Here is a 26,560-nt window from a genome sequence, read left to right as displayed (position 1 = left end):
TTGAGTATATTATTAAACAAAGGAGTGCCTGCCTTAAGTGGGGATGATAACAGAGTTGTTTCGCTACTTGGGAAACAACATAATACGTAAATGGCTATGCGTTAATCGCATAGCCATTTGCTGTTTTATCAGATGTATACAAATTGGATAATTATTTGATAGTAGAGAGGCGGATATAAATAGATAATAAAAAACTGAATCTGTATAGGGTAGATATTTTTTATATTTTTATTGTTGACTGCTACATAAAAACGTGAAAATACACATAAAATAGTAGTTGGTATTGATTAAGTAGACACGGGATAGTAAAATGGAATTACTAAAAAATGTGTCCACACACAAAAACAAGGAGTATAACAGTGGAAATCAAGAGAGATGCTTACCTTGAACAGTTGAAGATAAGAAAAGATAATGGAATGATAAAGATTATCACAGGAATCAGGAGATGTGGAAAGTCATTCCTATTATTTGTATTATTTAAGAACTATTTATTAGAGAATGGTGTAGATAATGAACACATTATTGAGATTGCATTAGATGGCATCGAAAACGAAGAACTGAGGGATCCGAAAAAGTGTTATCAATACATTAAGGATGCAATGAAAGATGAGCAGAGGTATTATTTGATTTTGGATGAAGTACAGTTTATGCCGCGATTTGAGGAAGTACTGAATAGTTTGCTCAGGATTAGCAATATTGATGTATATGTGACCGGTAGTAATTCGAGATTTTTATCCAGTGATATTGTAACTGAATTTAGAGGCAGAGGTGATGAGATAAGAATTTATCCATTATCTTTCGCTGAGTTCTATAGTGCGTATGATGGAGATTATGACGAAGCTTGGGAAGAGTATATGACATATGGTGGTTTGCCACAGGTAGCACAATTTTCTGTGGAACGCCAAAAGGCAGAATATCTAAAAAATATTTTTACCAATGTCTATATCAGGGATGTTGTAGAGAGGAATAACATTAAAAATGTTGATGAAATTGGAACTTTAGTCGATATTCTTGCTTCTGCCATAGGCGCACCAACCAATCCAACTAAAATATCAAATACTTTCAAAAGTGAACGGGGTATCAATTATAGCAATAAGACTATATCTAATCATATTGATTATTTGGCGGAGGCCTTTTTGATTTCTAAAGCGGAACGGTATGATATTAAGGGAAGAAAATATGTGGGTGCTAACTTAAAATATTATTTTTCAGATGTGGGACTTAGAAATGCCAGGTTAAATTTCAGACAGCAGGAACCTACTCATATTATGGAGAACATAGTTTATAACGAACTGCTTATTAGAGGTTACAATGTGGATGTTGGTATCGTAGATGTGTATGCAAAGAATGATTATGGAAAAACTACTCGCAAGCAGTTTGAGGTTGATTTTGTAGTGAATCAGGGTAGTCAGAGATATTATATTCAAGTAGCCTATGATATGGTTTCTGAAGAAAAACAGACACAGGAATTTAATTCATTTAGGAATATTCCAGATTCATTTAAGAAGATTGTTATAGTAAATGGAACGAAAAAGCCGTATAGAAATGATGAAGGATTTGTGATTATGGGAATGAAATATTTTTTACTTAATGCAGATAGTTTAGAATTTTAGTGAGGTTGTCAAGAAAAAACACTTGACAACCCATCCCGCCTGTATTAGAATAGCCCATGGTAAAGCAAAAACACTTTACATGCAAGTGCGTTACGGAGAGTTTGTTATGGAGAAGATAGTCAGACAGTCTATGTTATATGATTTTTATGGTGAGCTGCTCACAGAGCATCAGAAGAGCGTGTACGAGGATGTCGTGAACAATGACATGTCTTACTCAGAGATAGCGAGACTCAACAACATAAGCAGACAGGGCGTATATGATATGGTAAGGCGCTGTGACAAGATCCTCGAGGAGTATGAGGAGAAGCTTATGCTGGTACATAAGTTCATGAAGGCACAGGAACAGGTTCAGAAGATCAAGGAATGTGCGGATGAGCTTAAGACGATGAACTCGGATGAACGGCTTGCGGGCAGAATTGAAGATATAGTGAATTATTCAGATAAGATACTCGAAGATTTCTGATGATAGATAATATCAGAAGGGAGAATGTCTATGGCATTTGACAGTTTATCAGATAAACTGCAGAACGTTTTTAAGAAGCTGAGAAGCAAGGGTGTACTTACTGAGGATGATGTCAAGGAGGCCATGAAGGAAGTCAAGAGAGCACTTCTCGAGGCCGACGTTAACTTCAAGGTTGTTAAGTCATTTGTCAAGTCGGTGAGTGACAGAGCTGTAGGTGAAGAAGTTCTCAAAGGTCTGAATCCTGGACACATGGTAATCAAGATCGTCAAGGAAGAGATGGATAAGCTCATGGGCTCTGAGATGACAGAGATCAAGCTCAGACCATCCAATGAGATCACGATCATCATGATGTGTGGACTTCAGGGAGCAGGTAAGACCACCACGGCGGCAAAGCTTGCATATCAGTTCAAGAACAAAGGCAAGAAGCCACTTCTTGTGGCATGTGATGTATACAGACCGGCGGCTATCAAGCAGCTGCAGGTGAATGGTGAGAAGGTTGGAGTTCCTGTGTTTGCCATGGGAGACAACAACAAGCCATTGGATATTGCGAAGGCGGCTATACAGCATGCAGCCAAGAACAATATCAATCTGGTGTTCCTTGACACCGCAGGACGTCTTCATGTCGATGAGGACATGATGAACGAGCTTGCAGAGATAAAGGAGAATCTGGACATTGCCTACACCATACTGACTGTGGATTCCATGACAGGTCAGGATGCGGTAAATGTAGCGACAACGTTCAATGATAAGATAGGTATAGATGGTGTCATCCTCACAAAGCTGGATGGTGATACCAGAGGCGGTGCCGCACTGTCGATCAAGGCAGTCACAGGCAAGCCGATCCTGTACTCAGGTATGGGAGAGAAGCTTACAGATCTGGAACCATTTTACCCGGATCGTATGGCGAGCCGAATCCTCGGAATGGGTGATGTAGAGTCACTTATTGAGAAAGCCCAGTCGGCCATCGACGAGGAGAAGGCCAAAGAGATGGAACAGAAGTTCCGCAAAGCAAGTTTTGATTTCAACGATTTTCTTGATCAGATGGCTCAGCTTGAGCAGATGGGCGGCATGCAGGAGATCCTTTCCATGATGCCTGGCATGGCAAGTCAGATGAAGAATGTTGAGATAGATGAGAACGCTGCTAAAACACCAAAAGCAATCGTTCTGTCCATGACACCTAGAGAGCGTTCACTCCAGGATCCGATATCGCCATCCAGAAAGAAGCGTATCGCAGATGGAGCCGGTGTCCAGATAGCAGATGTCAATCGTTTCCTTAAACAGTTTGAACAGTCTAAGAAGATGATGAAACAGATGTCCGGCATGATGGGTGGAAAGAGAAAACGTGGTGGTTTTAAAATGCCTTTTGGCTTAAGATAATTATTATTTAGGAGGAACAAGAACAATGGCAGTAAAGATTAGATTAAGAAGAATGGGTTATAAGAAGCATCCTTTCTACAGAGTGATCGTAGCAGATTCAAGATCACCAAGAGATGGTAGATTCATCGAGGAGATCGGAACATATGATCCTAACCAGGAGCCATCTGTAGTAAAGATCGACGAGGAGGCTGCTAAGAAGTGGTTAGCTACAGGAGCACAGCCAACTGAGTCAGTTGCAAAGTTATTAAAGCAGGCAGGTATCGAGAAGTAATTTTACGGATGTATCAGCTTTTCTATGAAAAGCTGATATGCAGCGCCAGCCATCGACGAAGTCGATTTTGCATGGCTGGTGTTCCATTTGGGAGGTATAGAGATGAAAGATTTAGTAGAAATCATTGCAAAGTCCCTAGTAGATCATCCTGAGCAGATAGCTGTAACCGAGACTGAAGAAGACGGCATAATAAAGATAGACCTTACTGTCGCACCAGAAGACATGGGTAAGGTAATCGGCAAGCAGGGCAGAATCGCCAAATCCATCCGTACAGTTGTCAAGGCAGCTGCTTCAAAGGGTGATAAGAAGGTTGTCGTTGATATTAAGTAGAACTGCATAAGCAGGATAAGTGGTATTTCTTAATCTTCATATGACAGAGGATTTTATTACCGAGTTAAGAGGGGGAGTTTATACTCCCCCTTATATTATATGTCACAGGCGTAGGCCTGATGACCTGCGCGCGCCTCAGCGTGCTACCACTTAATATGTCACAGGCGTAGGCCTGATGACCTACGCGCGCCTCAGCGCGCTACCACTTAATATGTCACAGGCGTAGGCCTGATGACGTACGCGCGCCTCAGCGTGCTACCATATTTATATAGGAGAGAGCATGGAACATAACACAGAAGACAGACTCAGAGTGGGTGTGATAACCTCAAGCCATGGTATAAAGGGCGAGGTTAAGGTATATCCGACAACAGATGACAATGATCGTTTCAAGACCTTGAAGAAGTGCTATCTGTCAAATGGCAGAGAGACTTTGGAGGTTAATTGTACATCTTGCAAATTTTTGAAAAATATGGTTATTCTTAAGTTCAAAGAATACGATAACATAAATGATATAGAGCGTTTTAAGAACTATGACATACTTGTTGACAGGGAGGATGCAGTTCCTCTCGTGGATGGAGAGTTCTTCATCTGTGATGTCCTTGACGCTGATGTATATGATCAGAATGACGAGCACATAGGAATCCTTGACGACGTGCTGGAGACTCCGGCAAATGATGTATTTGTCGTTAAGAAGGATGATGGCAGCGAGATCCTTATACCTGTAGTACCGGATTTCGTGTTCGATGTTGACACAGAGAATAAGAAGGTCAAGGTCAGAACATTTGAGATGGTAGAAGCAGATGATTCAGATGACGAGGATTGATCGCATACAGACGTTTGGTGAGATGATGAACATATACTAGGAGCGGACTATGAATTTTTATATTTTGACACTTTTCCCCGAGATGGTTATGAATGGACTTTCAACGAGTATCACGGGAAGGGCCATAGAGTCGGGAAAACTTCATATAGAAGCTATAAATATAAGAGATTACACCCAGGATAAACACAATCATGTGGATGATTACCCATATGGGGGAGGCGCAGGCATGGTCATGCAGGCGCAGCCTGTGTATGATGCATACACGGCACTGGTGGAGAAGCTTGGCAGAAAACCATGGGTCATATATATGACTCCGCAGGGAAGAACCTTCAATCAGGGTATTGCACAGGAGCTCTCGGAGAAGGAGGACATAGTTCTTCTGTGTGGTCATTACGAGGGAATAGATGAGAGGGTTCTTGAGATGATAGTCGATGACTATATGTCTATAGGCGATTTTGTGCTGACTGGCGGAGAACTTCCAGCCATGGCTATCGTGGATGCTGTGTCTCGTCTTGTCCCAGGGGTTCTGAATAACGAGGACAGTGCTGAGATAGAGACTTTTTATAACAATCTGCTTGAGTATCCGCAGTATACCAGACCTCCTGAATTCATGGGGAAGAAGGTTCCGGATGTACTGCTTTCGGGCAACCATAAGCTCATAAATGAGTGGCGACTTGAACAGTCTATCACCAGGACGAAGGAGCACAGGCCGGACATGTACGAGAAGTATATGATCGAGAATCCTCCTAAGGAGAAAAAGAAACGAAGAAAATAGCAGGTTGCCACCTGTGGTCTTAAGGTGGTATACTAAGAGATGGCAGAATTCGAGGTTATTCGAATTCTGCCATAACCTTGTGGAGACGCGACTGCAGGGCATACACAAAACAAGGAAGAACAAGGAGACAAAAGATTATGAAACGCAGATTACTTATGACTATGATGGCTATGGTTCTGGCATTCTCATTTACAGGATGTGGAAACAAGAAGGCAGACGAGACGACGGCAACCACAGAGGCTGCATCAGAGGTGAAGGATGAGTTCATCAAGTTTGTTGGAACAGATATCCCTAAGATGGATACAGAGGAAGCGGAGATCATGAAGAAGTTCAACTCATATTTTGCTGAGGGAACTGCTGTTGATACAGATGCTCTGCTCAAGGATTTGACAGACAATCTGCTTCCAAATTATAAGACATTTCTTGACGACGTACAGGCTATAGAAGTCAAGACCGACGAGGTGAAGGCGCTCAAGGATCAGTATTATGATGCCATGAATGCACAGTATGAGGCTATGCAGAAGGTTGAGGCTGCTGTTAAGGATAAGAACAAGGACATCCAGACAGAGGCACAGAAGCTTCTCTCAGATGCCCAGAGCAAGTATACAGCATACAATGACGCGGTATATGCACTTGCCCAGAAGGAGAATGTAACGTTGAACGGCGAGATAGCAACAACTGCAACCAGTGAGGCAGGAAGCACAACAGAGGCCAACACAGAGGCTATAGATCCAAGCGAGGCCATGACAGATGAGGTTGAGACAACAGAGGCAGCGCAGTAGTATTTAAGATATAGAAGAATATTTTGAAAAGCAGTGGATACATGAGTGTGTTCACTGCTTTTTGGCTGTGGTATACTGTAAAAAATATGCTCAGTTCACATTTTTTACAAATATCAATGTTATATTGAGATAAATTGGATATTATTCTATATGTGGAGGTACGATATGGATTCAATAAAGGTTCTTATGGTTGATGATGAGAGCAGAATGAGGAAACTTGTCAAGGACTTCCTCACAAGAGAGGGGTATATGGTTCTTGAGGCCGGAGATGGTGAACAGGCCCTGGATATATTCATGAATGACAAGAATATATCTCTTGTAATACTTGATGTCATGATGCCTAAGATGGACGGATGGGAGACTCTTAAGGAGATAAGAAAGTTCTCACAGGTTCCGGTTATCATGCTTACCGCGAAGGCAGATGAGCGCGATGAGCTCCAGGGCTTTGATCTGGGAGTAGATGAGTACATAACGAAGCCGTTCAGTCCCAAGATACTTGTTGCCAGAGTTGCAGCGATACTCAGAAGAACAACGGATGCCGCTTCAGATGAGAAGCTTGTAGCCGGAGGTATTGAGATGGATCTGTCGGCTCATGTGGTGACTATAGATGGCAAGCCTGTTGAACTCAGCTTCAAGGAGTTCGAGCTGCTGCAGTATTTTATCATGAATAAAGGTGTGGCACTGTCGAGAGAGAAGATACTTAACAATGTGTGGAATTATGATTACTTTGGCGATGCCAGAACCATAGATACTCATGTCAAGAAGCTCAGAAGCAAGATGGGCGATAAGGGCGAATATATCAAGACCATATGGGGAATGGGCTATAAATTTGAGGTGGAGTGATGACCGGATCAAAGAGAACTTCTATCAGAACAAAGATAACTTTATCGCTTGCGGCGACTATACTATTTATGGTTGTCATGTCGTGTGCCATAACCATGCTTTTTATCAAGAAGTATTTCTATCACGGCATGGAACAGATGCTGCTTGATACGTACAATTCCTGCAATGAACTGTTCGGTCGGGATGAGGATATAGACAGTAAAGAGCTGGCAAATGATGTGATCAATCAGTCAGGTGCGATGATATTTATCTTCGACAGCGTGAATATGCATGTGTACACGACGGTGAACGAGGAGGCTGCGGTATATAACAACCTGTCATTTATAGCGGACTACTTCAATTACAGTGGTGGCAAAAATCCGGATAATCCGAAGATAAAGAGAAAGCAGATTGAAAAGACAGATAAATATGATATACAGATCACAAATGATAAAAATACCGGAAACAGCTATTATGATGTGGTAGGATTTCTTGACAATGGTTTTGTGGTTGTAATCAGAAAACCAATCTCCAGCGTAGACTCAACGATAATTATATCACTAAAGTTTTTCTTTTTTGTATTCTCGGTTGTTGCGATACTTGGATTTGCCGTGATCTATTTTATCAGCAATGCGGTTGCAAAGCCGATAAAGAATCTTGCGTTGGTTGCCAATCGTATGGCACAGCTTGATCTCGATGTGAAGGTGGATCACGCATCCAACGATGAGATTGGTGAGCTAGCGGACAGTATGAACGAGATGTCATATCAGCTGAGGAACACGCTGACAGAGCTTCAACAGGCAAATGCTAAGCTGCAGACGGATATTGATGAGAAGGTACAGATAGATGAGATGAGGAAGGAGTTCCTGTCCCATGTGTCCCATGAACTCAAGACTCCTATAGCTCTCATACAGGGATACGCCGAGGGCCTTAAGGACAATGTTATAGAGGATGATGAGAGCAAGGAGTTTTACTGTGATGTCATTCTGGACGAAGCTGGCAAGATGAATAAGCTTGTCAGACAGTTACTTGATCTGAATGAGCTTGAATTTGGAGTGGACAGGGTTCATCCTGTGGTATTTGACATAGATGCACTCATAAAGAATGTAGTGGATTCATCATCCATTCTGGTGGAGCAGAACCATGCGGAAGTTGAGCTGGCGGATGAGCTGAATGATGTGTGCAACGTATATGCAGATGAGTTCATGATAGAGCAGGTATTCACCAATTATTTTACAAATGCACTTCATTACTGCAACGATGGAGGCAAGGTCAGAGTGTGGACGGCGAATAAGGACTATGATCAGCCGAGAAGGACTGAGGATGGACTCGTCACAGGCAACTTGAGAGTATTTGTATATGATGAGGGACCGAACATTCCTGACGATGAGCTTGATAAGGTATTCATTAAGTTCTACAAGGTGGACAAGGCGAGGACGAGAGAGTATGGTGGAAGCGGTATTGGACTTTCTATAGTTGCGGCGTCCATGGCGGCTCACAACAAGAACTATGGTGTTTACAATGTGGAGAATGGAGTGGTATTCTACTTCGACCTTGATATTATACAGCAGGATGATGGCGAACCGGAAATGATACCGGAGAATAGCGCAGATAACACGTCAGAACAATAAATACTTTGCAAGGAGGAAACTTTTAGGCTATAATTCTAAGGGTTTCCTTTTTCTGTTGGATTCTGGCATCTGCAAATATATTTATAAAATGGGAGAAGATTATGTCATATAGTGCAAAAAACATTGAGGTGTTAAAGGGACTTGAGCCGGTAAGACTGAGACCGGGAATGTACATCGGCAACACAGGGCGAAGCGGACTGAACCACCTAATACAGGAGCTTATAGACAACTCGGTGGATGAGCATCTGGCGGGGTATTGCAACAATATATGGGTGAGCATCAACGAGGATGGCTCGGCAACCGTGTCTGACGATGGACGAGGCGTTCCTGTCGATATACATGAGCAGGAGGGAATTCCTGCGGAGCGTGTTGTATACACAGTGTTGCATGCAGGTGGCAAGTTTAACAGCTCCACCTACAAGATAAGCGGCGGACTTCACGGAGTAGGTTCTGCAGTTGTAAATGCACTGTCTAACAAGCTTATAGTAGATGTTGCCAGGGATGGCTACCTCTATCACGATACATACGAGAAGGGAATACCGACAACTGAACTTGTTGATGGTATGCTTCCAAAGACAAAACTCAAGGAAAAGAGAACAGGTACGACGGTAACACTCTATCCTGATGATACAATATTTGAGACAGTAAAGTTCAAGGCGGACGCCATCAAGCAGAGGATTAAAGAGACAGCATATCTGAATCCGAATCTTACGATCACATTCCAGAACAAGAGGGATGGCGAGGAGCCTATAGTGTTCCATCAGCCAGGGGGACTTGCAGCATTTGTTGAGGATATATCCCAGGGACTCACACATACATCACCGGTTGTCGCCATATCGGGGGAGAAGGACGGAATCGCCGCAGATATAGTATTTCTGATGACGGAGGACGGCGAGGAGAATATCATAGGATTTACCAACAATATCACGAATCCTGAAGGTGGAACCCATGTGACAGGATTCAAGTCAGCATTTGCCAAGCTTATCAATAATTATGCGAGAAATGAGCTTGGAACTCTGAAAGAGAAGGATTCCAATCTGACAGGTGCAGATATAAGATCTGGCATGCAGGCTATCATATCCGTGAAGCATCCGGATCCTCAGTTCGAGGGACAGACTAAGACAAAGCTTTCCAACACGGACGTGTCAAAGGCCGTCGACGATATCGTGAAGGAACAGCTCACAGTTTATTTTGACAGAAATTATGATGTGCTGAAGGATATAGTGGACAGGGCGGTGGCTCTCTCCAAGAGAAAGGCGCTTGAGAAGTCCAAGATCAATATAAACAAGTTTTCATTTGAGGGAAATGGCAAGCTTGCAAAGCAGGAGTCCTCAGATTCGTCTAAATGCGAGATATTCATAGTCGAGGGAGATTCGGCGGGAGGCTCAGCCAAGACCGCGAGAAACAGAAAGTATCAGGCAATACTTCCACTTAGAGGTAAGATACTCAACGTGGAGAAGAAGCCTGTTGCAAAGGTGCTTGAGAATGCCGAGATCAAAGCGCTCATCAATGCATTTGGCTGTGGCTTCATGCAAGGCTACGGCAATGATTTTGACATAAGCAAGCTGAACTATGACAAGATAATCATCATGACGGATGCCGATGTGGATGGTGCGCATATAGCGACCCTTCTGCTGACATTCTTCTACAGATTCTATCCCGACCTTATAAGCGAGGGACATATATACATAGCGATCCCACCTCTCTACAGGGTTGGCGAGGGCAAGAACATCAAATATCTGTACTCAGATGATGAGCTTGCAAAGTACAGAAAGACACACACGAACAAGTTCACGATCCAGAGATACAAGGGTCTTGGTGAGATGGATGCAGACCAGCTCTATGAGACGACCATGAACCCTGAGACAAGACTTTTAAAGCAGGTATCAGTGAACAGCCGTGTTGAGGCAAATCAGCTCACACAGACGCTCATGGGAACTGAGGTTGCGCCTAGAAGAGAGTACATAGAGACACACAGTGCGGATGCGGTGCTAGATATATAAAAGTGATATTTGGGAATGCTTAGCAGCGTGTTTTCACAGTTTGTATGATGAAAGGGATAGATCATGTCGGAAAAGATATTAAATGTAGATTATGAGAGCGAGATGGGACAGTCCTATGTGGATTATTCCATGTCGGTTATAACAGAGAGAGCGCTCCCGGATGTAAGGGATGGATTAAAGCCTGTCCAGAGAAGGATACTTTACTCACTGGATGGTCTTGCAGGCTCCGACAAGCCACACAGAAAATGTGCGAGAATAGTCGGAGATACAATGGGTAAATATCACCCACACGGAGATAGTTCCATATATGAAGGACTTGTAAATATGGCACAGAACTGGAAACTGCCGATACCACTTGTTGACCCACACGGCAACTTTGGCGCGGTGGACGGTTCCGGTGCGGCTGCCATGCGATACACTGAGGCGCGTATATCTAAGTACACAGAGGATGTGTGCATGAAGGATCTTCCGTTCTTCAAGGATCAGTTCATACCAAACTTTGACGGAACGGAGACAGAGCCGACTTTCCTGCCTTTCCAGGTGCCAAATATCCTGGTGAGCGGTTCAACCGGTATAGCAGTAGGTATGGCGACAAATATTCCTACACACAATCTCGGTGAGGTCATAGATGCCACAGTTGCATATCTGAATGATCCTGAGATACAGCTTGAGGATCTGCTTGCGCTCATGCCGGGACCAGATTTTGCCACAGGTGGAATCATCAATGCAACACCTGAGGAGCTGTATAATGTGTATGCCACAGGACTTGGCAAGATCAAGGTGCGCGGTAAGGTAGAGGTCAGGGATATCGGATACGGAAGAAAGAGTATCTGTGTCACAGAGCTTCCATATACAATGATCGGAGGCACTGCCAAGTTCCTTGATACTGTCGCAGAGCTTGTCAGAAACAGAGAGCTTCCAGCGGTCGTGGATATCGCGGACAGAGGAGACAAGAACGGTGAATGCCTGTGTATAGATGTGAAGAAGGGAACTTCTGACGAGGAGATACAGAACATCATCAATATATTATATAAGAAGGCAGCCCTTGAGGATACATTTGGCGTGAATATCAACTGCATCAACAACGGCAAGCCGGAGGTCATGGGACTCAAGAAGATACTGAAGGTATACACAGATTTCAAGTACGGTCTGTATGACACGAAGTATAGAAAGCTTCTGGCACAGCAGGAGGAGATCAGGGAGATCAAGATGGGACTTCTCACAGCGGTTGACTGCATAGACCTGATCATAGAGATACTCCGCGGAAGTACAAAGGTTGCAGATGCAAAGGCGTGCCTCATGCACGGCGATACATCGAATATCAAGTTCAGATTCAAGGGCTCAGAGGCGGACGCAAAGTTCCTGTGCTTCACAGAGAAGCAGGCGGATGCAATACTTGCCATGAGACTTCAGAAGCTCATTGGTCTGGAGATCAATGCCTTAAAGAAAGAGCTGGCAGACGCTGAGAAGCTCATCAAGAAGTACACAAGGCTTATGGAGTCCAGGGATGCCATGAAGCAGCAGATGATAGATGACATGCTTGAGATCAAGGCAAAGTATGCCATACCTAGAAGGACTCAGATCCATAACTATGGAACTGTTGTTGTGAAGAAGGCTGAGGTCGTGGCTACAGATGTGGCTGTACTTCTCGACAGATTCTATTACATCAAAGTTGTAGATGCAAATGTATACGAGAAGAACATCGACCAGATCACGAAGGATTACAGATTTGCTGTTAAGTGTCAGAATCTTGACAGGATAGCGGTATTTGCTGACAATAATCAAGTGTATACGATCAAGGTTGCAGACATCATTAAGCTTCAGGCGAAGAAGAACACCAGCAAGAAGGGTGGCGGAAGCCTCATAGGACGTCTTGCCGACAAGGGAATCCAGGTGTTCGAGTTCTGCAACATGAATGGTGACGAGAATATCCTGTTCATGGACTGCATAGAGCATTTTGTGACTGACAAGCTGCTGTTCGTCAGTAAGCAGGGGCTTGCCAAGGTTGTTGACGGCTCCGCATTTGACACCACAAGGCGTGCTGCAAATGCTTCAAAAGTCGGTGATGATATCATATATATCGGCAAAATCTCCGAGGGCGACTTCATAATCGCACAGTCAGAGAAGGGCTATTACATAAGAGTTGACGCAGCGGAGATTCCTGAGAAGGGCAAGGGCGCAGCGGGAGTCAAGCTCATCAACTTAGAGGGTGACGATGTCCTTGAGTCGGTATTTGTGGGAAGCACAAAGGATACCTTCAAGGTTGGAGATAACGAGATAATCTTTACCAGAGTTAAGCCGGGCAAGCGCGGCGGCAAGGGAAGCAAGCTGAGGTTCTAAAGAATTACATGCGAGAGCAGAATATCTATTATAACATAGGCATAAGATAATACAGGTACTTGACGTACGGTTTTCTGTACAGTACAATATAAGTACAGAAAACTGTACATGAATTTGAGGAGGTGTTCTTATGTTAGCTGTTAATTATACAAACTTACGCGACAATATGAAAAAGTATATGGATAAAGTTACAGATGATTATGAAACCATGATTGTAACCCGTAAGGATAATAAAAATGTTGTTATGCTTTCAGAAGAGGCATATAACAATCTGATGGAAAATGTATATGTGATGGGAAACAAAGCAAACTATGACTGGCTTATGGAGTCAAAGACCCAGCTTGAGAAAGGAAATTTTGCTGTTCATGATCTGACGGAGGTATCTGCCGATGAATAAAGTCTTTACTGATAATGGATGGAAAGACTATGTCTATTGGCAGACGGAGGATAGAAAGACACTAAAGAAAATAAATAGTCTGATAGAAGATATATGCAGAAATGGAAATGAAGGCATTGGGAAACCCGAACCATTAACTGGAAATCTGACTGGCTTCTGGAGTAGACGAATAAATGATAAAGACAGAATAATATACAAGATAGATGATGATAACGTATATATTCTTGCTTGTAGATATCACTACAGTGACAGATAGAAGTTGTGTGCCAGTGAGAAGAGATATAATATAGATCAAAAGATGTTAGACTTGAAAGGACAGAGACAGATGATTTCAATTTTGGATTACGATGCAGGTAACATAAAGAGTGTTGAGAAGGCAGTCCAGTATCTCGGCGAGGAGGCTGTCATCACAAGGGACAGAGATGTGATCATGGCGAGTGACAAGGTTGTCTTACCTGGAGTTGGAAGCTTTGGGGACGCTATGGGAAAGATCAGGGAGTACGGCCTTGAGAATGTCATCTATGATGTTGTGGATGCAGGCAAGCCGTTTCTTGGGATATGTCTTGGACTTCAGCTTCTGTTCAAGACCAGCGAGGAGTCGCCGGAGGCAACAGGACTTGGAATTCTTGACGGTGAGATACTCCGCATACCGGATGCACCGGGACTTAAGATACCACAGATTGGATGGAACAATCTTGAGATAAATCCTAAAGCAAGACTTTTCAAGGGACTTCCTGAGAATCCATATGTCTATTTTGTTCATTCATATTATCTGAAGGCAAAGAATCCTGAGGATGTGGCAGCGTCCACATTCTATTCAACACAGATTCATGCATCTGTGGAGCACGGCAATGTATTTGCATGTCAGTTCCATCCTGAGAAGAGCTCAGAGGTTGGACTTAAGATACTGAAGAATTTTATAGAGCTGGAGGTGTAGGACATGCATACAAAGAGAATAATACCTTGTCTTGATGTGAAGAACGGACGAGTTGTAAAGGGCGTAAATTTCGTAAATCTTATAGATGCCGGGGATCCGGTTGCCGTCGGTGCAGCGTATGACAAGGCGGGCGCTGATGAGCTTGTTTTCCTTGACATAACAGCTTCATCAGACCAGAGAAATATAGTTGTCGACATGGTAAGAAGAGTTGCTGAGACAATCTTCATTCCGTTCACAGTCGGCGGTGGAATAAGAACTGTCGATGATTTTAAGGCAATACTCCGTGAGGGTGCAGATAAGATTTCCGTAAACTCGGCAGCCATAGACAATCCGACGCTTATAGCTGATGCCGCTGACAAGTTTGGCAGCCAGTGCGTAGTTCTTGCAATAGATGCCAAGAGACGTGATGATGGTTCAGGCTGGAACATATACAAGCACGGCGGACGTATCGACTGCGGAATAGATGCGGTTGAGTGGGCTATGAAGGCCGCAGAACTTGGCGCAGGAGAGATATTACTTACCAGCATGGACTGCGATGGTACAAAGGCGGGATATGACATAGAACTCACCAGAACCATAGCAGACAACGTGAACATACCGGTTATAGCTTCAGGCGGTGCGGGAACAAAGGATCATTTCTACGATGCCCTGACAGAGGGCGGTGCGGACGCAGCACTTGCGGCATCTCTGTTCCACTATAAAGAACTTGAGATAGGAGATCTGAAGAGATACCTTCAGGACAAGGGAATTCCTATGAGACTGTAGAGAGAAATTCCTTTAGTGTATTTAGCTTGGAAGATTTTCTCTAGGAACATGATTTTCATAAAAAAGGATACATAACTATCGGCTTTTTGTTTCAAATCTTAAAAAAGATACAATTTCAAAATAAGTTGTATCTTTTTTTATTTTAACGTCAAATTGGCGATAATTTTGTGTCCTTATTTAAATAAAATACTCTTCAGGGGAAAGTTCCCCTGAAGAGTGAAATAGCTTAGATTAGACAATTTAAACTTATTACTGCTCAATATAAGTAGCATTTCCTGAGGCGTTGTCATCTACAGACTGGCCTACACTATATACGCTGTCAGAAGAATCCTCAGTTGTTGTGTCATCCAGATAAGGATTGCCGGTGTCAACACCCTCGGCATGCAGGGCGTCATTAAGCCATGGGTCGTTGTAGTCTTCAACGTTCATGTTGTTAAATACATATTTTCCATTCTTGTCGAAGAAGAGCTCGCACCAGCCGCAGCTATCAGGTGTACCTCCGATGAGGATGACGCTGTGTGAGCCGTCCGCGTTCTTGATCTCATGACGGAAATATTTGTCAGGACCGCATTTGTCGGTGATATCTTCCTTGGTATCTCCGAGAACAAGGTAGAGACGGCCGTTTTCAACTTTCGTGTAACCGTTGACATCATCTGTAGATATGGTGAACTGTATGGAGTTTCCCTCACTGTTTTCCTCGTATGTCACTTCGGTACCATTTGCCAGGTGGAAGGTCTGCTTTATGTAGTCTATGGCTGCTGAGACGGTTGTTCTTGTCGCCGGGATGCACAGAAGAACTGCGCACACGGCAGCGGCGATGGCGGCATATTTGCCGACGCGGGCGAGTCTGTGACCAGATCTGCCGGTTTGAGCCTGTTCGGCAAGCTTTGCCCTGAGATCGTCTTTGTCATCCTGGGGCATGGTCACATTATCCATGGTAGCTTTGTATAATTCGTTTATATCTTTATTATTCATGATCTATTCCTCCTTTAAAAATTCTTTTAGCTGATCCCTTCCGCGGGATATCCGCATGGAGACTGCTGAGACTGACAAATGAAGCATCTTAGCGATCTCCTTGAATGAATACCCCTCGTAGTAGTGCAGATACAGGGCCGTGCTGTATGTATCGGGCAGCCTGTTTATGGCTGCAAACATTGACTGTTCCTCCATATTGAAGCCACTTGTGAGATCATCGTTTGCCAGCTCTTCATAGCTGCTGTTCAGTCTGTTTGCCGCTGATTTCAAATGGTTTCTGCACATATTTGCGGTCATGGTGAGAATATAGGACTTCTCACATCCCTTTGATATGTGAGGACTTTTTTCTATAAGCTTGGTATATACATTCTGGACAATGTCTTCGGAATCCACTATATTGCCAAGAAAACTCATGGCCAGACGGAATGCATTGTCCGAGTAATTGTCATATAGTTCAAGCAGTTGCTGCTGCTTCAAGTGTCATCACCTCCGTGGTTTGTATGTATGAGAGAATCAGGAATCTTGTTCCTTCTCAATTGAGTTCTCATATATAAAACAAATCAAAGTATCAAAATAGCACATGGATACGAAAATTTCTATCCCAAAAATCAATATTGAAAATTGCTTCGTAATTTGTACGGGACAAAACATAATCAGGTGTAAAATCAACAAAAACATGATATTGATAACAGACGGGAAATTATATTATACTTTATTTTGTTGACAGAAAAGCTGTTGATCGGAGGAATGAAATATGATACTCAGTGCCAGTAGAAGAACGGACATACCGACATTTTACTCGGAATGGTTTTTTAATAGAATAAAGGAAGGATTTCTGTATGTGAGGAATCCTATGAATGCGCATCAGATAAGCAGGATAGACCTCTCACCTGAGGTGGTTGACTGCATTGTGTTCTGGACAAAGAATCCCATACCGATGCTTCCAAGGCTTTCGGAACTGGATGCTTACAAATACTATTTCCAGTTCACTCTGACAGGTTACGGCAAGGATATGGAGACGAATCTGCCTGATAAAAAGGGACAGCTCATTCCTGCATTTCAGGAGCTTGCCGGAAAGATAGGGAAAAAGCGGGTCATCTGGAGATATGACCCGATAGTATTCACGAAGAAATATACGCCAGATTACCACATAAGGGCATTTACACAGATTGCGGAGGCGTTAGATGGCTGCACTGAGAAATGCGTCATCAGCTTCGTCGATATATATGCCAAGAACAGGAAAAATATGCAGGTTGTGGACAGCTATGAGATGAGTCACGACGATCTGGAAGCATTTGCAAAGGCGATAGCGGACATTGCAAGATCACATGGAATGTCGATGGCTACTTGTGCAGAGGTGGTGGATCTGGAGAAGTGCGGAATTGAACACAACTGCTGCATAGACAAGAAGCTCATAGAGGATATTATAGGTTGTGACATAAAGGTGGCAAAGGATAAGTCCCAGCGCCCTGAGTGCGGCTGCATGGAGAGCGTGGAGATTGGTTCATACAACACCTGTCTGAATGGATGCAAATACTGTTATGCGAATTACTCGCCGGATGCGGTGAAGGCCAACTGCAAATGTTATGATCCCGCGTCACCGCTTCTCTGCGGTTCGGTCTGTGAGTACGACAAGATCACAGAACGAAAAGTGAAGTCACTGAAGCAGACTCAGCTCAGCTTCAGATTTGACGGTCAGGAATAACAGAACGGATAAATATAATTAGGAGGCGTAGATAATTGAGGATATCTGAAAAGGAATGGGAAAACATTGATTTCAGAAAAAAGAAATACAGACAGCTCAAGGAGGCGCTCGATGAGGCTGACAAGATGTTCGAAGATGCAGACGACAGGCATTACAGCTACATAGTCCAGAATGAACTGCTGAAGGTTCTTGAGGGTGACCTGGTCCATTTCGATGGCAATCCATCGGGCAATGAACCCACCCTTGATATAGATACATCAAATGTAAGCTTTGTATTTCTAGGATCATTTGATTCTATGGTCAGAGCAAAGAATATGGCGGTGAACAAGAGCAGACCTATAGGGTTTGAATCTGCCCCCGCTGACGAATCATTTGATGGTTATAAAAGCACATTCACTCAGGAAGACCTGGTACAGTATGCAAATGTCAGAAGTGAGGTCGCGGGACGTATAGCCACTATAGTGCAGCTGCGTGAGATGACAGAAGATGATTTCTACGCCATCTTAAATACCAAGGGTATCAGCCCGGTTGACAAGCTTGCCGACTATTACGGGGTGCGGCTGAAATTGTCGGCAAAAACAAAACACAGGCTTGCAAAGGAGGCAGCCGAAAACCGGATGGGAGTACGTTTTATCCGCTCGCAGATACAGAGAAAGCTTGATGACGAGCTTTTCAAGGATTGCAGCAGGAAGGAGTATACCATAGCATAAAATAATATATATAAATCTAGTATCAGTGGGAGAACTGCAATGTGATTATGCATTGTGTTTCTTTTTGTATAGTGTTTCATAAAATGGTCTGTAAGAAATCATATGAAAAACCTCCATTAAATGATAAGCTTAGAGATATGTTGATGATAGCTGGGGAGAAGCCGGATATATTTGCAAGGGCAGTCAGGGAATGCTTTAGATATGAAGGAGTGGTTTCTGTTTCTGATATATCTGCCAAATTCTACGACATGGGTTTCAGACAGATCAGGAGAGATGTGGGCACAGGACGTATCGATAATCACCCTGAGATAGAGAATCTGGTTCCCAGGAAAAGGATAAAAGCCTGGATCTAGTAGATCAGTTGTTCATGAACTAAGAGATTGAATAACCCCATTTACAGGAAGCTCGTGTAAAGGATCACAGCGGGATGAGAATAAGCTGGAGGAGGAGAGCGTAAAGCCTCTGGGTATAACTTGAATTAAAACGTGAAATGGCACATCGTATACGGAATATTATTCTGTATGTGATGTGCCATTTTAGCATTATATAAATTATAATATGAGATTATTTATTTCTTCATATTCTTGTTCGCAGCGGCAAGCATGAGCTTGATTCTGTTGACCTGGTTAACCTCGGATGCACCAGGATCATAGTCGACTGCCACGATGTTTGCCTCAGGATATGCTTCACGCAGATGCTTGATAACACCCTTGCCTACGATATGGTTAGGCAGACATGCAAATGGCTGAGCGCACACGATGTTAGGGGCACCGCTCTTTATGAGCTCGATCATCTCGCCTGTAAGGAACCATCCCTCACCATTCTGGTTTCCTATGGATACGATAGGCCTTGCATACTCGGCAAGTTTTTCAATATGAGCTGGGGCCTCGAAACGCTTACTCTTCTCAAGTGCATCCCTAGCAGGTTTTCTGAAAGACTCCAGAACCTTTATAACAGTGTTGCTGACTATGGCGCCCTTCTTGGTCTTGCCGAGGAACTCATAGTTGTAATTGTTGTTGTAGAAGCAGTACATGAAGAAGTCCAGAAGATCCGGCATAACTGCCTCTGCACCTTCTGCCTCGAGCAGGTCAACCAGATGGTTGTTGGCTGATGGCAGGAATTTTACTAGGATTTCTCCGACTATACCTACTCTAGGCTTTTTGATATCAAGGAGTGGAAGAGTGTCGAAGTCGTGGACGATTCCCTGTATATTTTTCTTGAAAACTGCATTGCTTCCGGTCTTTGTGAGACTTTCCAGACATATCTTCTTCCACTTCTCGTGGAGTGCATTTGCCGAGCCCTTTTCCTTCTCATAAGGTCTTGTCCTGTACAGACATCTCATGAACACATCACCGTATATCAGAGCCTGCATAGCACGCTTTACTACCTTGTAGCTTATCTTAAAGCCTGAGTTCTTCTCAAAGCCTTGGGCTGACAACGCTATTACAGGAATCTGTCCGTAACCAGCCTTTGAGAGAGCACGTCTGATAAATCCAACATAGTTGGTTGCACGGCATCCGCCTCCTGTCTGGCTCATGATGACAGCAAGCTTGTTTACATCGTACTTTCCTGATGTTATGGCGCTCATCATCTGTCCTACAACGATAAGAGATGGGTAGCATGCGTCGTTGTTTACATATTTCAGACCAACATCTATCGTCTCCTTGGTTGCATCCGGCAGGATCTCAATGTTGATTCCCATGCACTTGAATGCAGGTGCAAGAAGATCGAAATGGATAGGAGACATCTGAGGTGCAAGAACTGTATAGTCTTTCTTCATCTCCTTGGTAAATTCTATTCTGTTGATGGCACTGCTTGACGGACATGTCTTGTAGTGCTGTTCATGTCTTGAGTTGACCGCGCTTATGAGGGATCTGATTCTGATCCTTGCTGCACCTAAGTTGCTGACCTCATCGATCTTGAGGACAGTGTATATCTTGCCTGACTTGGTAAGTATATCGTTGACACAGTCAGTTGTTACAGCGTCCAGACCACAGCCGAATGAGTTGAGCTGTATGAGCTCTAAGTTGTCACAGGTCTTGACGTAGTTGGCTGCCTTGTACAGTCTTGAGTGGTACATCCACTGGTCGGAGACAATAAGAGGTCTCTCGACCTTGCCAAGGTGTGCGACTGAATCCTCGGTAAATACAGCAATCTTGTATGAGTTGATGAGCTCTGGGAGACCATGGTTGATCTCAGGGTCCAGATGATATGGACGACCAGCCAGAACTATGCCGAGCATGTCATGTTCATCAATGTATCTGAGGGTTTCTTCGCCTTTTGCACGTACATCTTCCTTGACTTTCTCTGCCTCTGCGTACGCCGCATGTATGGCGCTTCCAATCTCGTCCATTGTCACATCATAGTACTTGGACATCTCACGGTACATACGTTTTACGAGAGCTTCCTCGTTGTCCAGGGCCACAAATGGTCTGATGAATGTTATGTCGTCAGCCTTGAGTTCCTCCATGTTGTTCTTGATGTTCTCTGCATAAGAAGCAACGATAGGACAGTTGTAGTGATTGTTTGCCTCAGGAGTCTCGTTCATTTCATATGGTACACATGGGTAGAAGATGGACTTGATTCCATTTTTCAGCAGCCACATAACGTGTCCGTGTGAGATCTTGGCAGGGTAACACTCTGACTCACTAGGTATGGATTCGATACCCAGGCTGTATATGTTTCTCGATGACTTTGGAGACAGTACAACTGAGAATCCAAGCTTTGTGAGGAATGTGTGCCAGAAAGGATAGTTTTCGTACATGTTGAGTACACGTGGAACACCTATCACGCCGCGCTTTGCCTCCTCAGGCTTAAGTGACTCATAGCCAAATATTCTTCCAAGCTTATATTCAAAGAGGTTAGGGATGTTGTCTGCGTTCTTCTTCAGACCTACACCCTTCTCACATCTGTTTCCGGTGATGAACCTCTTGCCGTTTGAGAATTTGTTTATTGTAAGGAGACAGTTGTTTGTACATCCTTTACATCTTGTCATGGAGCTCTCATATGTGAGCTTTCTTATCTCCTCGATAGGGAGCATAGTCGTGACAAATCCCTCTTTGTACTTGTTCCTAGCGATGAGGGCAGCACCAAAAGCACCCATGATACCTGAGATGTCAGGTCTTATGGCTGTTCTTCCTGATATGACCTCAAAACTCTTTAAAACCGCATCGTTGTAGAAGGTACCACCCTGTACCACAATGTTCTTGCCGAGATCCTTAGGATCCGTGAGCTTTATAACCTTGAGCAGGGCGTTCTTGATAACAGAGTATGCAAGTCCGGCTGATATATCAGCCACGGATGCGCCCTCCTTCTGCGCCTGCTTAACCTTTGAATTCATGAAAACGGTACATCTTGAACCGAGGTCTATAGGTGTTCTCGCTGTGATGGCGATGTGCGCAAAATCTGCTATGTCATAGTTCAGTGACTTCGCAAATGTCTCTATGAATGATCCACATCCTGATGAACAGGCCTCGTTCAGCATAACGTTATCTACAACGCCGTTCTTGATCTTGATACACTTCATATCCTGACCGCCGATATCAAGAATGCAGTCGACCTCAGGGTCGAAGAATGCTGCGGCTGTGTAATGGGCTATTGTCTCAACCTCACCGAAATCCAGAGAGAGAGCCTGCTTGATAAGAGCCTCACCGTAACCAGTAGAACATGAGCCTGCGATCACTGCGCCCTCAGGAAGCTTGCTGTATATATCCTTTATAGCTCTGATGGTGGTGTTAAGTGGACTTCCGTTGTTGCTGCTGTAGAAGTCGTAGAGCAGTTCACCGTCAGAACCGACAAGTGCAACCTTTGTGGTGGTTGAACCGGCATCGACACCGATGAAACAGTTTCCTTTATATGTTGCGAGATCACCGCGCTTTACGGCGTACTTGTTGTGATCTGCCTTGAATTTCTCGTAATCTTCATCGCTCTCAAAGAGTGGCGCAAGTCTCTCTACACCTGAGGAGAGGTTGAGCTCCTGTGAGAGTGCATGTATAAGCTCTGAAAGTGTCATGGATACCTCAGGCTTGGAGTTCATGGCGGCACCTACGGCTGCAAACAGATGTGAGTGTCCCGGATCTATGATGGCATCACCTGTCAGGTTAAGAGTTCTGATAAATGCATTCTTCAGCTCCGGGAGGAAGTGAAGAGGACCGCCCAGGAATGCAACATTGCCCTTGATAGGTTTACCACATGCAAGACCGGATATAGTCTGGTTGACAACGGCCTGGAATATGGAAGCGGCCAGGTTTGGCTTTGTAGCTCCCTCGTTGATGAGTGGCTGTATATCTGTCTTGGCAAATACACCACATCTTGCAGCGATAGGGTAGATGGTATCGTAATCCTTTGCATAGTCGTTAAGACCTGATGCATCGGTCTGCAGAAGTGTAGCCATCTGGTCGATAAATGAGCCTGTACCTCCGGCACAGACACCATTCATACGCTGCTCTATTCCGTTTGTAAAATATATGATCTTGGCATCCTCACCGCCGAGCTCTATGGCAACGTCGGTCTGTGGTGCATAGTCCTGCAGTGCCTCTGATACACAGACTACCTCCTGTGTAAATGGCACACCGATGAGCTGGGCGAGAGCCAGTCCACCTGAACCGGTTATACATGGATTGACCTCGTTCTCGCCGAGGGCATCCTTTGCTTCCTGTACAAGATCTTTAAGTGTTTCTTTGATATTTGCAAAATGTCTTTTGTAATCGGAGAAAAGTATCTTGCCCGCCTTATCAAGGACAGCAACCTTAACTGTTGTTGATCCAATATCAATTCCTAATGTGTACATAAAACAACCCTTCCAATTTCTTTTGTGTGTTGAATGTGTTTGATTTCGACATTTCTGCCGATAAAGCTACTTTATTATAGTGTAGGGTTTAAAAAAATACAATGACTTTATAAAAACTTAACCATTACCAGAAAATGTAAAAATAAAAGTTTTTTGCAGGTAACTATATCATCGGAGGTGAATATATTATAAAAAAGCCTTTCAGGGGTAAGCTATGAATTTTGATACCTGTAACGGAGTTATCCATGTAGTGAAGAGAGGGGACACACTGTATAAGCTGTCCAGGATATACAAGGTAAAGCTCAGCGACATCATATCAGCAAACCCGTACATCAACGTATACAATATGCAGCCGGGGGATGAAGTGTGTATTCCCGTGATCATGGAGGAAGATTTTCTTATATATACAGTGCAGGATGGAGATACATTTGAGGATGTCCTTAAGAATACCGGAGTATCTCCGGATGATCTGTTCAAATTCAATCCGGATCTCTACAAGATGGCCCTTGCCGCGGACATGGAGATAAAGTATGTGGACTTTCAGAAGTAGATGGATGCACATGGCTGTATGATATCTGTCCAGGCTGCCGGTTTATAGCTGGCAGCTATTTTGCTGTTATCCGCCAGGTTAGAAAAACTTAATTATTCTACTGTTGTAAACTCATTTTTTATATTATATAATTCAAAAGGTGTAGTTTAAAAAAGTATGACAGGAGTTTTTCTATGAATATAATAAGTAAGATCGAGAAGAAGTTTGGCAGATACTCCATTCGAAACCTCACATTATACCTCATCATAGGCTACGGTATAGGATATCTGTTGTTCATGTTCCAGCCAAAGATACTGTTCATGTTGACACTTGATCCGGCGGCGGTAATGCATGGACAGGTGTGGAGACTTTTCACATGGATAATCACACCACCGGTATTCGGTGTCGATATATTCACGATAATCATGCTGATATTTTACTACAGTCTGGGATCTCTGCTGGAACGTACTATCGGAACATTCCTTTATAATCTGTACATGTTCAGCTCCATGCTGTTTACCATGATCGGTATAATGCTTGCACACATATTCTGTACCTATATCATAAGGTATGATTACGCGAGCTCGACTGGTTATTTCGCATATGCATCGACATATTATATATTGATGTCCATATTCCTTGCTATAGCGGTATGCTATCCTGACATGAGCGTGTTATACGCCATGATCATACCGATCAAGATGAAGTATCTCTCGATACTGTATATCGTCATTATAGCGTATTACTTCATCAATGAGACATTTATGGGAAGAGTGAACATAGCCATGTCACTTGTGAGCTTTGTGATATTCTATCTGAGCACGAAGAACTTCAGAAAGTTTTCGCCAAAGCAGATGAAGAGGCGGCGGAATTATAACAGGCAGGTGCGGACAGCAAAACAGGAGAATATCGGACACAGATGCGTTGTGTGTGGAAGAACGGACAAAGATTATCCTGATCTGCAGTTCAGGTACTGCTCAAAGTGTACAGGTAACAAGGAGTATTGTCAGGATCATCTGTTTACTCATACACACAACTAGGATATATGATCAAAGATTTATAAAGAAGATAAAAGAGGAAGTTTATTATGTATAATGAAGAGAAGAAGCTTATAACCGATATACAGAGAAAGAAGGATCTGGACAGGAATCTTGCACTGTTTGCAGGGGTGGCATCGAAAGCAAATTATGAATATGCATGCCACAAATTCACCTTGAATTACCTGACACTCAAGGACATGCATATGGATGGGGATGTCCCTGATGATCCATATATCGCTCAGTGCCAGGCTGTGATCGACAAGCTGATAGGCGACTTTGTTGTGGGAGATAAGACGGTGTGCGAGGATGCTGACATGAAGCTTATATCGGATGTCAGGAACACCATAACAGCCAAGATGAAGGTGCTCACATCATACACGGATGCATTTGAGATGTATGAGTATATTTTAAACAGGAAAGAATACAGTTATCCGGAGAATGTTGACGAGGAGATACAGAAGGAGCTTAAGGAGCTCGATGAGGCGGGCGTCAGTGACTTTGCAGAAGAGATATACAGATTTGTGTTCGCAGATCAGGACAAGGTTGCCATCAACTCCAAACTGCAGTCCATCATAGGACAGCTCCCGATACGTATGACAAAGAACAGATTCTATGACATTCTGGGAGAAACTCTTGATATATATAATGGAGTGGAGAAGGAGTCTCTTGACCAGTTTATTGAGATGATCGAGAATACTGCTCTCATAAGACTTCCAGAGGGATTTGAGACAGAGTACCATGAACTACATGAGGCGCTTGAGGTCTTAAAGGCCGGTGATTACACTGCTCTTGATTACGATGGTTACAGAAAGCTCACTGATGTGCTGGACAGAAGTGCAGCATTCCTGAATTCGGTTGTGACTGAATATATGCTCATCATAGAGCTTGTAAACGATCTCTATGTTATGATGCTTGCGCTGGATTCAAAGGAAGGCGTATCTGAGAGCTGTAAGAAAGCGATGACTGTCATAGAGAAGGCTGTCGCTGACGACGGAGAGCATCTTGAGGATGTATATGCACTCCTTGACGATATCGTCGGAGAACAGGAGCAGGCAGGAGAGCATAAGGTAATGCTTGAGTCCGCTGTGTACGACATATCAACCGGTTACACCGATGATATTGCCGCAAATGAGCTTCAGGATACATACAGAGATCTGGAGATCATGGATAAGCTTCTCTCGGGAAGTATGTTTGTGGATATAGACAATATAGCTGTGATGGGCGTACTCAATGTGGATGCTGATTATATAGCTGCATGTAAGGAGAAGCTGACAAATGAGTTTGCAGATCTGTTTGCTGCCAACTCAATGACAGTCAACAGAGCCATCATGGCAAAGATACTCTCCAACATACCTGTTTTCTTCAACACCACTGATGAGATAAGGGAATATGTAAACGGATCTCTTTCGAGATGCAGGGAAAAGAGTGAACTTCTTGCGGACTATATTGTTATAAAGCAGATGATGGAAGAATAAACTGTTTA

General features: G+C 43.6%; 25 protein-coding genes. 22 read left to right on the top strand and 3 right to left on the bottom strand.

Going from position 1 to position 26,560, the window contains the following annotated elements; translation table 11 throughout:
• Positions 1 to 359 precede the first annotated feature (359 nt).
• The 16 genes from DXD11_RS03845 to hisF all read left to right on the top strand — a co-directional run bounded on the left by DXD11_RS03845 (position 360) and on the right by hisF (position 15,329).
• A complete protein-coding gene (locus tag DXD11_RS03845) occupies positions 360 to 1,613 on the top strand; it encodes an ATP-binding protein (RefSeq protein ID WP_055222514.1) in 1,254 nt (417 codons plus the stop codon).
• 106 nt (positions 1,614 to 1,719) lie between these two features.
• Complete coding sequence (gene ylxM / locus DXD11_RS03840) at positions 1,720 to 2,076, top strand: YlxM family DNA-binding protein (RefSeq protein WP_120123079.1); 357 nt, start codon at positions 1,720 to 1,722, stop codon at positions 2,074 to 2,076.
• Between the two features lie 30 nt (positions 2,077 to 2,106).
• Positions 2,107 to 3,453: a signal recognition particle protein gene (gene ffh, locus DXD11_RS03835; RefSeq protein ID WP_118757790.1), complete on the top strand. Its 1,347-nt coding sequence runs from the start codon at positions 2,107 to 2,109 to the stop codon at positions 3,451 to 3,453.
• 25 nt (positions 3,454 to 3,478) lie between these two features.
• The gene (rpsP, locus tag DXD11_RS03830; protein ID WP_004851225.1) at positions 3,479 to 3,724 is read left to right on the top strand and encodes a 30S ribosomal protein S16; all 246 of its coding nucleotides are present in this window, start codon (positions 3,479 to 3,481) and stop codon (positions 3,722 to 3,724) included.
• Between the two features lie 102 nt (positions 3,725 to 3,826).
• Positions 3,827 to 4,054, top strand: coding sequence for a KH domain-containing protein (locus tag DXD11_RS03825; RefSeq protein ID WP_004851223.1), 228 nt, complete (start codon positions 3,827 to 3,829; stop codon positions 4,052 to 4,054).
• Positions 4,055 to 4,334: 280 nt separating this feature from the next.
• Positions 4,335 to 4,877 carry a ribosome maturation factor RimM gene (rimM, locus tag DXD11_RS03820; protein WP_118757789.1) on the top strand — a complete coding sequence of 181 codons (543 nt, stop codon included), beginning with the start codon at positions 4,335 to 4,337 and terminating at the stop codon, positions 4,875 to 4,877.
• Between the two features lie 49 nt (positions 4,878 to 4,926).
• A complete protein-coding gene (trmD, locus tag DXD11_RS03815; RefSeq protein WP_015534852.1) occupies positions 4,927 to 5,652 on the top strand; it encodes a tRNA (guanosine(37)-N1)-methyltransferase TrmD in 726 nt (241 codons plus the stop codon).
• A gap of 137 nt (positions 5,653 to 5,789) precedes the next feature.
• Positions 5,790 to 6,434, top strand: coding sequence for a hypothetical protein (locus tag DXD11_RS03810; protein ID WP_022216568.1), 645 nt, complete (start codon positions 5,790 to 5,792; stop codon positions 6,432 to 6,434).
• Positions 6,435 to 6,599: 165 nt separating this feature from the next.
• Positions 6,600 to 7,277, top strand: coding sequence for a response regulator transcription factor (locus DXD11_RS03805; protein WP_055273468.1), 678 nt, complete (start codon positions 6,600 to 6,602; stop codon positions 7,275 to 7,277).
• Positions 7,277 to 8,887: a sensor histidine kinase gene (locus tag DXD11_RS03800; RefSeq protein ID WP_117874255.1), complete on the top strand. Its 1,611-nt coding sequence runs from the start codon at positions 7,277 to 7,279 to the stop codon at positions 8,885 to 8,887. The genes DXD11_RS03805 and DXD11_RS03800 overlap by 1 nt, the downstream gene beginning before the upstream one ends.
• Positions 8,888 to 8,988: 101 nt before the next feature.
• On the top strand, positions 8,989 to 10,890 hold the full coding sequence (locus DXD11_RS03795; RefSeq protein WP_055273466.1) for a DNA gyrase/topoisomerase IV subunit B: 1,902 nt from the start codon (positions 8,989 to 8,991) through the stop codon (positions 10,888 to 10,890).
• A 63-nt stretch (positions 10,891 to 10,953) separates the two neighbouring features.
• Positions 10,954 to 13,230 carry a DNA gyrase/topoisomerase IV subunit A gene (locus DXD11_RS03790; protein WP_117549035.1) on the top strand — a complete coding sequence of 759 codons (2,277 nt, stop codon included), beginning with the start codon at positions 10,954 to 10,956 and terminating at the stop codon, positions 13,228 to 13,230.
• Between the two features lie 130 nt (positions 13,231 to 13,360).
• Positions 13,361 to 13,627, top strand: coding sequence for a type II toxin-antitoxin system Phd/YefM family antitoxin (locus tag DXD11_RS03785; protein ID WP_117549034.1), 267 nt, complete (start codon positions 13,361 to 13,363; stop codon positions 13,625 to 13,627).
• Positions 13,620 to 13,883: a Txe/YoeB family addiction module toxin gene (locus DXD11_RS03780; protein ID WP_117874254.1), complete on the top strand. Its 264-nt coding sequence runs from the start codon at positions 13,620 to 13,622 to the stop codon at positions 13,881 to 13,883. The genes DXD11_RS03785 and DXD11_RS03780 overlap by 8 nt, the downstream gene beginning before the upstream one ends.
• Positions 13,884 to 13,952: 69 nt before the next feature.
• On the top strand, positions 13,953 to 14,564 hold the full coding sequence (gene hisH, locus DXD11_RS03775) for an imidazole glycerol phosphate synthase subunit HisH (protein WP_117874253.1): 612 nt from the start codon (positions 13,953 to 13,955) through the stop codon (positions 14,562 to 14,564).
• A gap of 3 nt (positions 14,565 to 14,567) precedes the next feature.
• The gene (hisF, locus tag DXD11_RS03770) at positions 14,568 to 15,329 is read left to right on the top strand and encodes an imidazole glycerol phosphate synthase subunit HisF (RefSeq protein WP_004851206.1); all 762 of its coding nucleotides are present in this window, start codon (positions 14,568 to 14,570) and stop codon (positions 15,327 to 15,329) included.
• A gap of 249 nt (positions 15,330 to 15,578) precedes the next feature.
• Here hisF and DXD11_RS03765 read toward each other — a convergent pair whose 3' ends face one another.
• Positions 15,579 to 16,304, bottom strand: coding sequence for a hypothetical protein (locus tag DXD11_RS03765; RefSeq protein ID WP_243104957.1), 726 nt, complete (start codon positions 16,302 to 16,304; stop codon positions 15,579 to 15,581).
• 3 nt (positions 16,305 to 16,307) lie between these two features.
• Positions 16,308 to 16,781: an RNA polymerase sigma factor gene (locus tag DXD11_RS03760; protein ID WP_117874252.1), complete on the bottom strand. Its 474-nt coding sequence runs from the start codon at positions 16,779 to 16,781 to the stop codon at positions 16,308 to 16,310.
• A gap of 277 nt (positions 16,782 to 17,058) precedes the next feature.
• Here DXD11_RS03760 and DXD11_RS03755 point away from each other — a divergent pair, with 277 nt between their 5' ends.
• The 3 genes from DXD11_RS03755 to DXD11_RS03745 all read left to right on the top strand — a co-directional run bounded on the left by DXD11_RS03755 (position 17,059) and on the right by DXD11_RS03745 (position 19,072).
• Positions 17,059 to 18,009, top strand: a complete 951-nt coding sequence (locus DXD11_RS03755; protein ID WP_118757788.1) for a DUF1848 domain-containing protein — start codon at positions 17,059 to 17,061, stop codon at positions 18,007 to 18,009.
• Positions 18,010 to 18,044: 35 nt separating this feature from the next.
• Positions 18,045 to 18,719 carry a hypothetical protein gene (locus DXD11_RS03750; RefSeq protein WP_117874250.1) on the top strand — a complete coding sequence of 225 codons (675 nt, stop codon included), beginning with the start codon at positions 18,045 to 18,047 and terminating at the stop codon, positions 18,717 to 18,719.
• Between the two features lie 143 nt (positions 18,720 to 18,862).
• On the top strand, positions 18,863 to 19,072 hold the full coding sequence (locus tag DXD11_RS03745; protein ID WP_117874249.1) for a hypothetical protein: 210 nt from the start codon (positions 18,863 to 18,865) through the stop codon (positions 19,070 to 19,072).
• A gap of 215 nt (positions 19,073 to 19,287) precedes the next feature.
• Here DXD11_RS03745 and DXD11_RS03740 read toward each other — a convergent pair whose 3' ends face one another.
• Complete coding sequence (locus DXD11_RS03740) at positions 19,288 to 23,508, bottom strand: 2-hydroxyacyl-CoA dehydratase (RefSeq protein ID WP_118757787.1); 4,221 nt, start codon at positions 23,506 to 23,508, stop codon at positions 19,288 to 19,290.
• A 214-nt stretch (positions 23,509 to 23,722) separates the two neighbouring features.
• On the opposite strand from DXD11_RS03740, the gene DXD11_RS03735 reads away from it, so the two are divergent.
• The 3 genes from DXD11_RS03735 to DXD11_RS03725 all read left to right on the top strand — a co-directional run bounded on the left by DXD11_RS03735 (position 23,723) and on the right by DXD11_RS03725 (position 26,552).
• Positions 23,723 to 24,058, top strand: coding sequence for a LysM peptidoglycan-binding domain-containing protein (locus tag DXD11_RS03735; protein WP_022216550.1), 336 nt, complete (start codon positions 23,723 to 23,725; stop codon positions 24,056 to 24,058).
• Between the two features lie 173 nt (positions 24,059 to 24,231).
• Positions 24,232 to 25,077, top strand: a complete 846-nt coding sequence (locus DXD11_RS03730) for a hypothetical protein (protein ID WP_022216549.1) — start codon at positions 24,232 to 24,234, stop codon at positions 25,075 to 25,077.
• A gap of 47 nt (positions 25,078 to 25,124) precedes the next feature.
• A complete protein-coding gene (locus tag DXD11_RS03725; protein ID WP_118757786.1) occupies positions 25,125 to 26,552 on the top strand; it encodes a hypothetical protein in 1,428 nt (475 codons plus the stop codon).
• The last annotated feature ends 8 nt before the right edge of the window (positions 26,553 to 26,560 follow it).

The organism is Coprococcus sp. TF11-13, from assembly GCF_003481085.1.
GTDB lineage: Bacteria > Bacillota > Clostridia > Lachnospirales > Lachnospiraceae > Coprococcus > Coprococcus aceti.
This window is presented reverse-complemented; position numbering and strand designations above follow the sequence as displayed.

What these genes read in the sequence shown, in the direction of transcription:
- DXD11_RS03780 (WP_117874254.1), top strand. Translation starts at nt 13,620, where the DNA reads ATGAATAAAGTCTTTACTGATAATGGATGGAAAGACTATGTCTATTGG.
- DXD11_RS03790 (WP_117549035.1), top strand. Translation starts at nt 10,954, where the DNA reads ATGTCGGAAAAGATATTAAATGTAGATTATGAGAGCGAGATGGGACAG.
- DXD11_RS03740 (WP_118757787.1), bottom strand. Translation starts at nt 23,508, where the DNA reads ATGTACACATTAGGAATTGATATTGGATCAACAACAGTTAAGGTTGCT.
- trmD (WP_015534852.1), top strand. Translation starts at nt 4,927, where the DNA reads ATGAATTTTTATATTTTGACACTTTTCCCCGAGATGGTTATGAATGGA.
- DXD11_RS03730 (WP_022216549.1), top strand. Translation starts at nt 24,232, where the DNA reads ATGAATATAATAAGTAAGATCGAGAAGAAGTTTGGCAGATACTCCATT.
- DXD11_RS03805 (WP_055273468.1), top strand. Translation starts at nt 6,600, where the DNA reads ATGGATTCAATAAAGGTTCTTATGGTTGATGATGAGAGCAGAATGAGG.
- DXD11_RS03735 (WP_022216550.1), top strand. Translation starts at nt 23,723, where the DNA reads ATGAATTTTGATACCTGTAACGGAGTTATCCATGTAGTGAAGAGAGGG.
- DXD11_RS03825 (WP_004851223.1), top strand. Translation starts at nt 3,827, where the DNA reads ATGAAAGATTTAGTAGAAATCATTGCAAAGTCCCTAGTAGATCATCCT.
- DXD11_RS03755 (WP_118757788.1), top strand. Translation starts at nt 17,059, where the DNA reads ATGATACTCAGTGCCAGTAGAAGAACGGACATACCGACATTTTACTCG.
- DXD11_RS03800 (WP_117874255.1), top strand. Translation starts at nt 7,277, where the DNA reads ATGACCGGATCAAAGAGAACTTCTATCAGAACAAAGATAACTTTATCG.
- rpsP (WP_004851225.1), top strand. Translation starts at nt 3,479, where the DNA reads ATGGCAGTAAAGATTAGATTAAGAAGAATGGGTTATAAGAAGCATCCT.
- ffh (WP_118757790.1), top strand. Translation starts at nt 2,107, where the DNA reads ATGGCATTTGACAGTTTATCAGATAAACTGCAGAACGTTTTTAAGAAG.
- rimM (WP_118757789.1), top strand. Translation starts at nt 4,335, where the DNA reads ATGGAACATAACACAGAAGACAGACTCAGAGTGGGTGTGATAACCTCA.
- DXD11_RS03795 (WP_055273466.1), top strand. Translation starts at nt 8,989, where the DNA reads ATGTCATATAGTGCAAAAAACATTGAGGTGTTAAAGGGACTTGAGCCG.
- DXD11_RS03765 (WP_243104957.1), bottom strand. Translation starts at nt 16,304, where the DNA reads ATGAATAATAAAGATATAAACGAATTATACAAAGCTACCATGGATAAT.
- DXD11_RS03810 (WP_022216568.1), top strand. Translation starts at nt 5,790, where the DNA reads ATGAAACGCAGATTACTTATGACTATGATGGCTATGGTTCTGGCATTC.
- DXD11_RS03745 (WP_117874249.1), top strand. Translation starts at nt 18,863, where the DNA reads ATGATAGCTGGGGAGAAGCCGGATATATTTGCAAGGGCAGTCAGGGAA.
- DXD11_RS03725 (WP_118757786.1), top strand. Translation starts at nt 25,125, where the DNA reads ATGTATAATGAAGAGAAGAAGCTTATAACCGATATACAGAGAAAGAAG.
- hisF (WP_004851206.1), top strand. Translation starts at nt 14,568, where the DNA reads ATGCATACAAAGAGAATAATACCTTGTCTTGATGTGAAGAACGGACGA.
- DXD11_RS03785 (WP_117549034.1), top strand. Translation starts at nt 13,361, where the DNA reads ATGTTAGCTGTTAATTATACAAACTTACGCGACAATATGAAAAAGTAT.
- ylxM (WP_120123079.1), top strand. Translation starts at nt 1,720, where the DNA reads ATGGAGAAGATAGTCAGACAGTCTATGTTATATGATTTTTATGGTGAG.
- hisH (WP_117874253.1), top strand. Translation starts at nt 13,953, where the DNA reads ATGATTTCAATTTTGGATTACGATGCAGGTAACATAAAGAGTGTTGAG.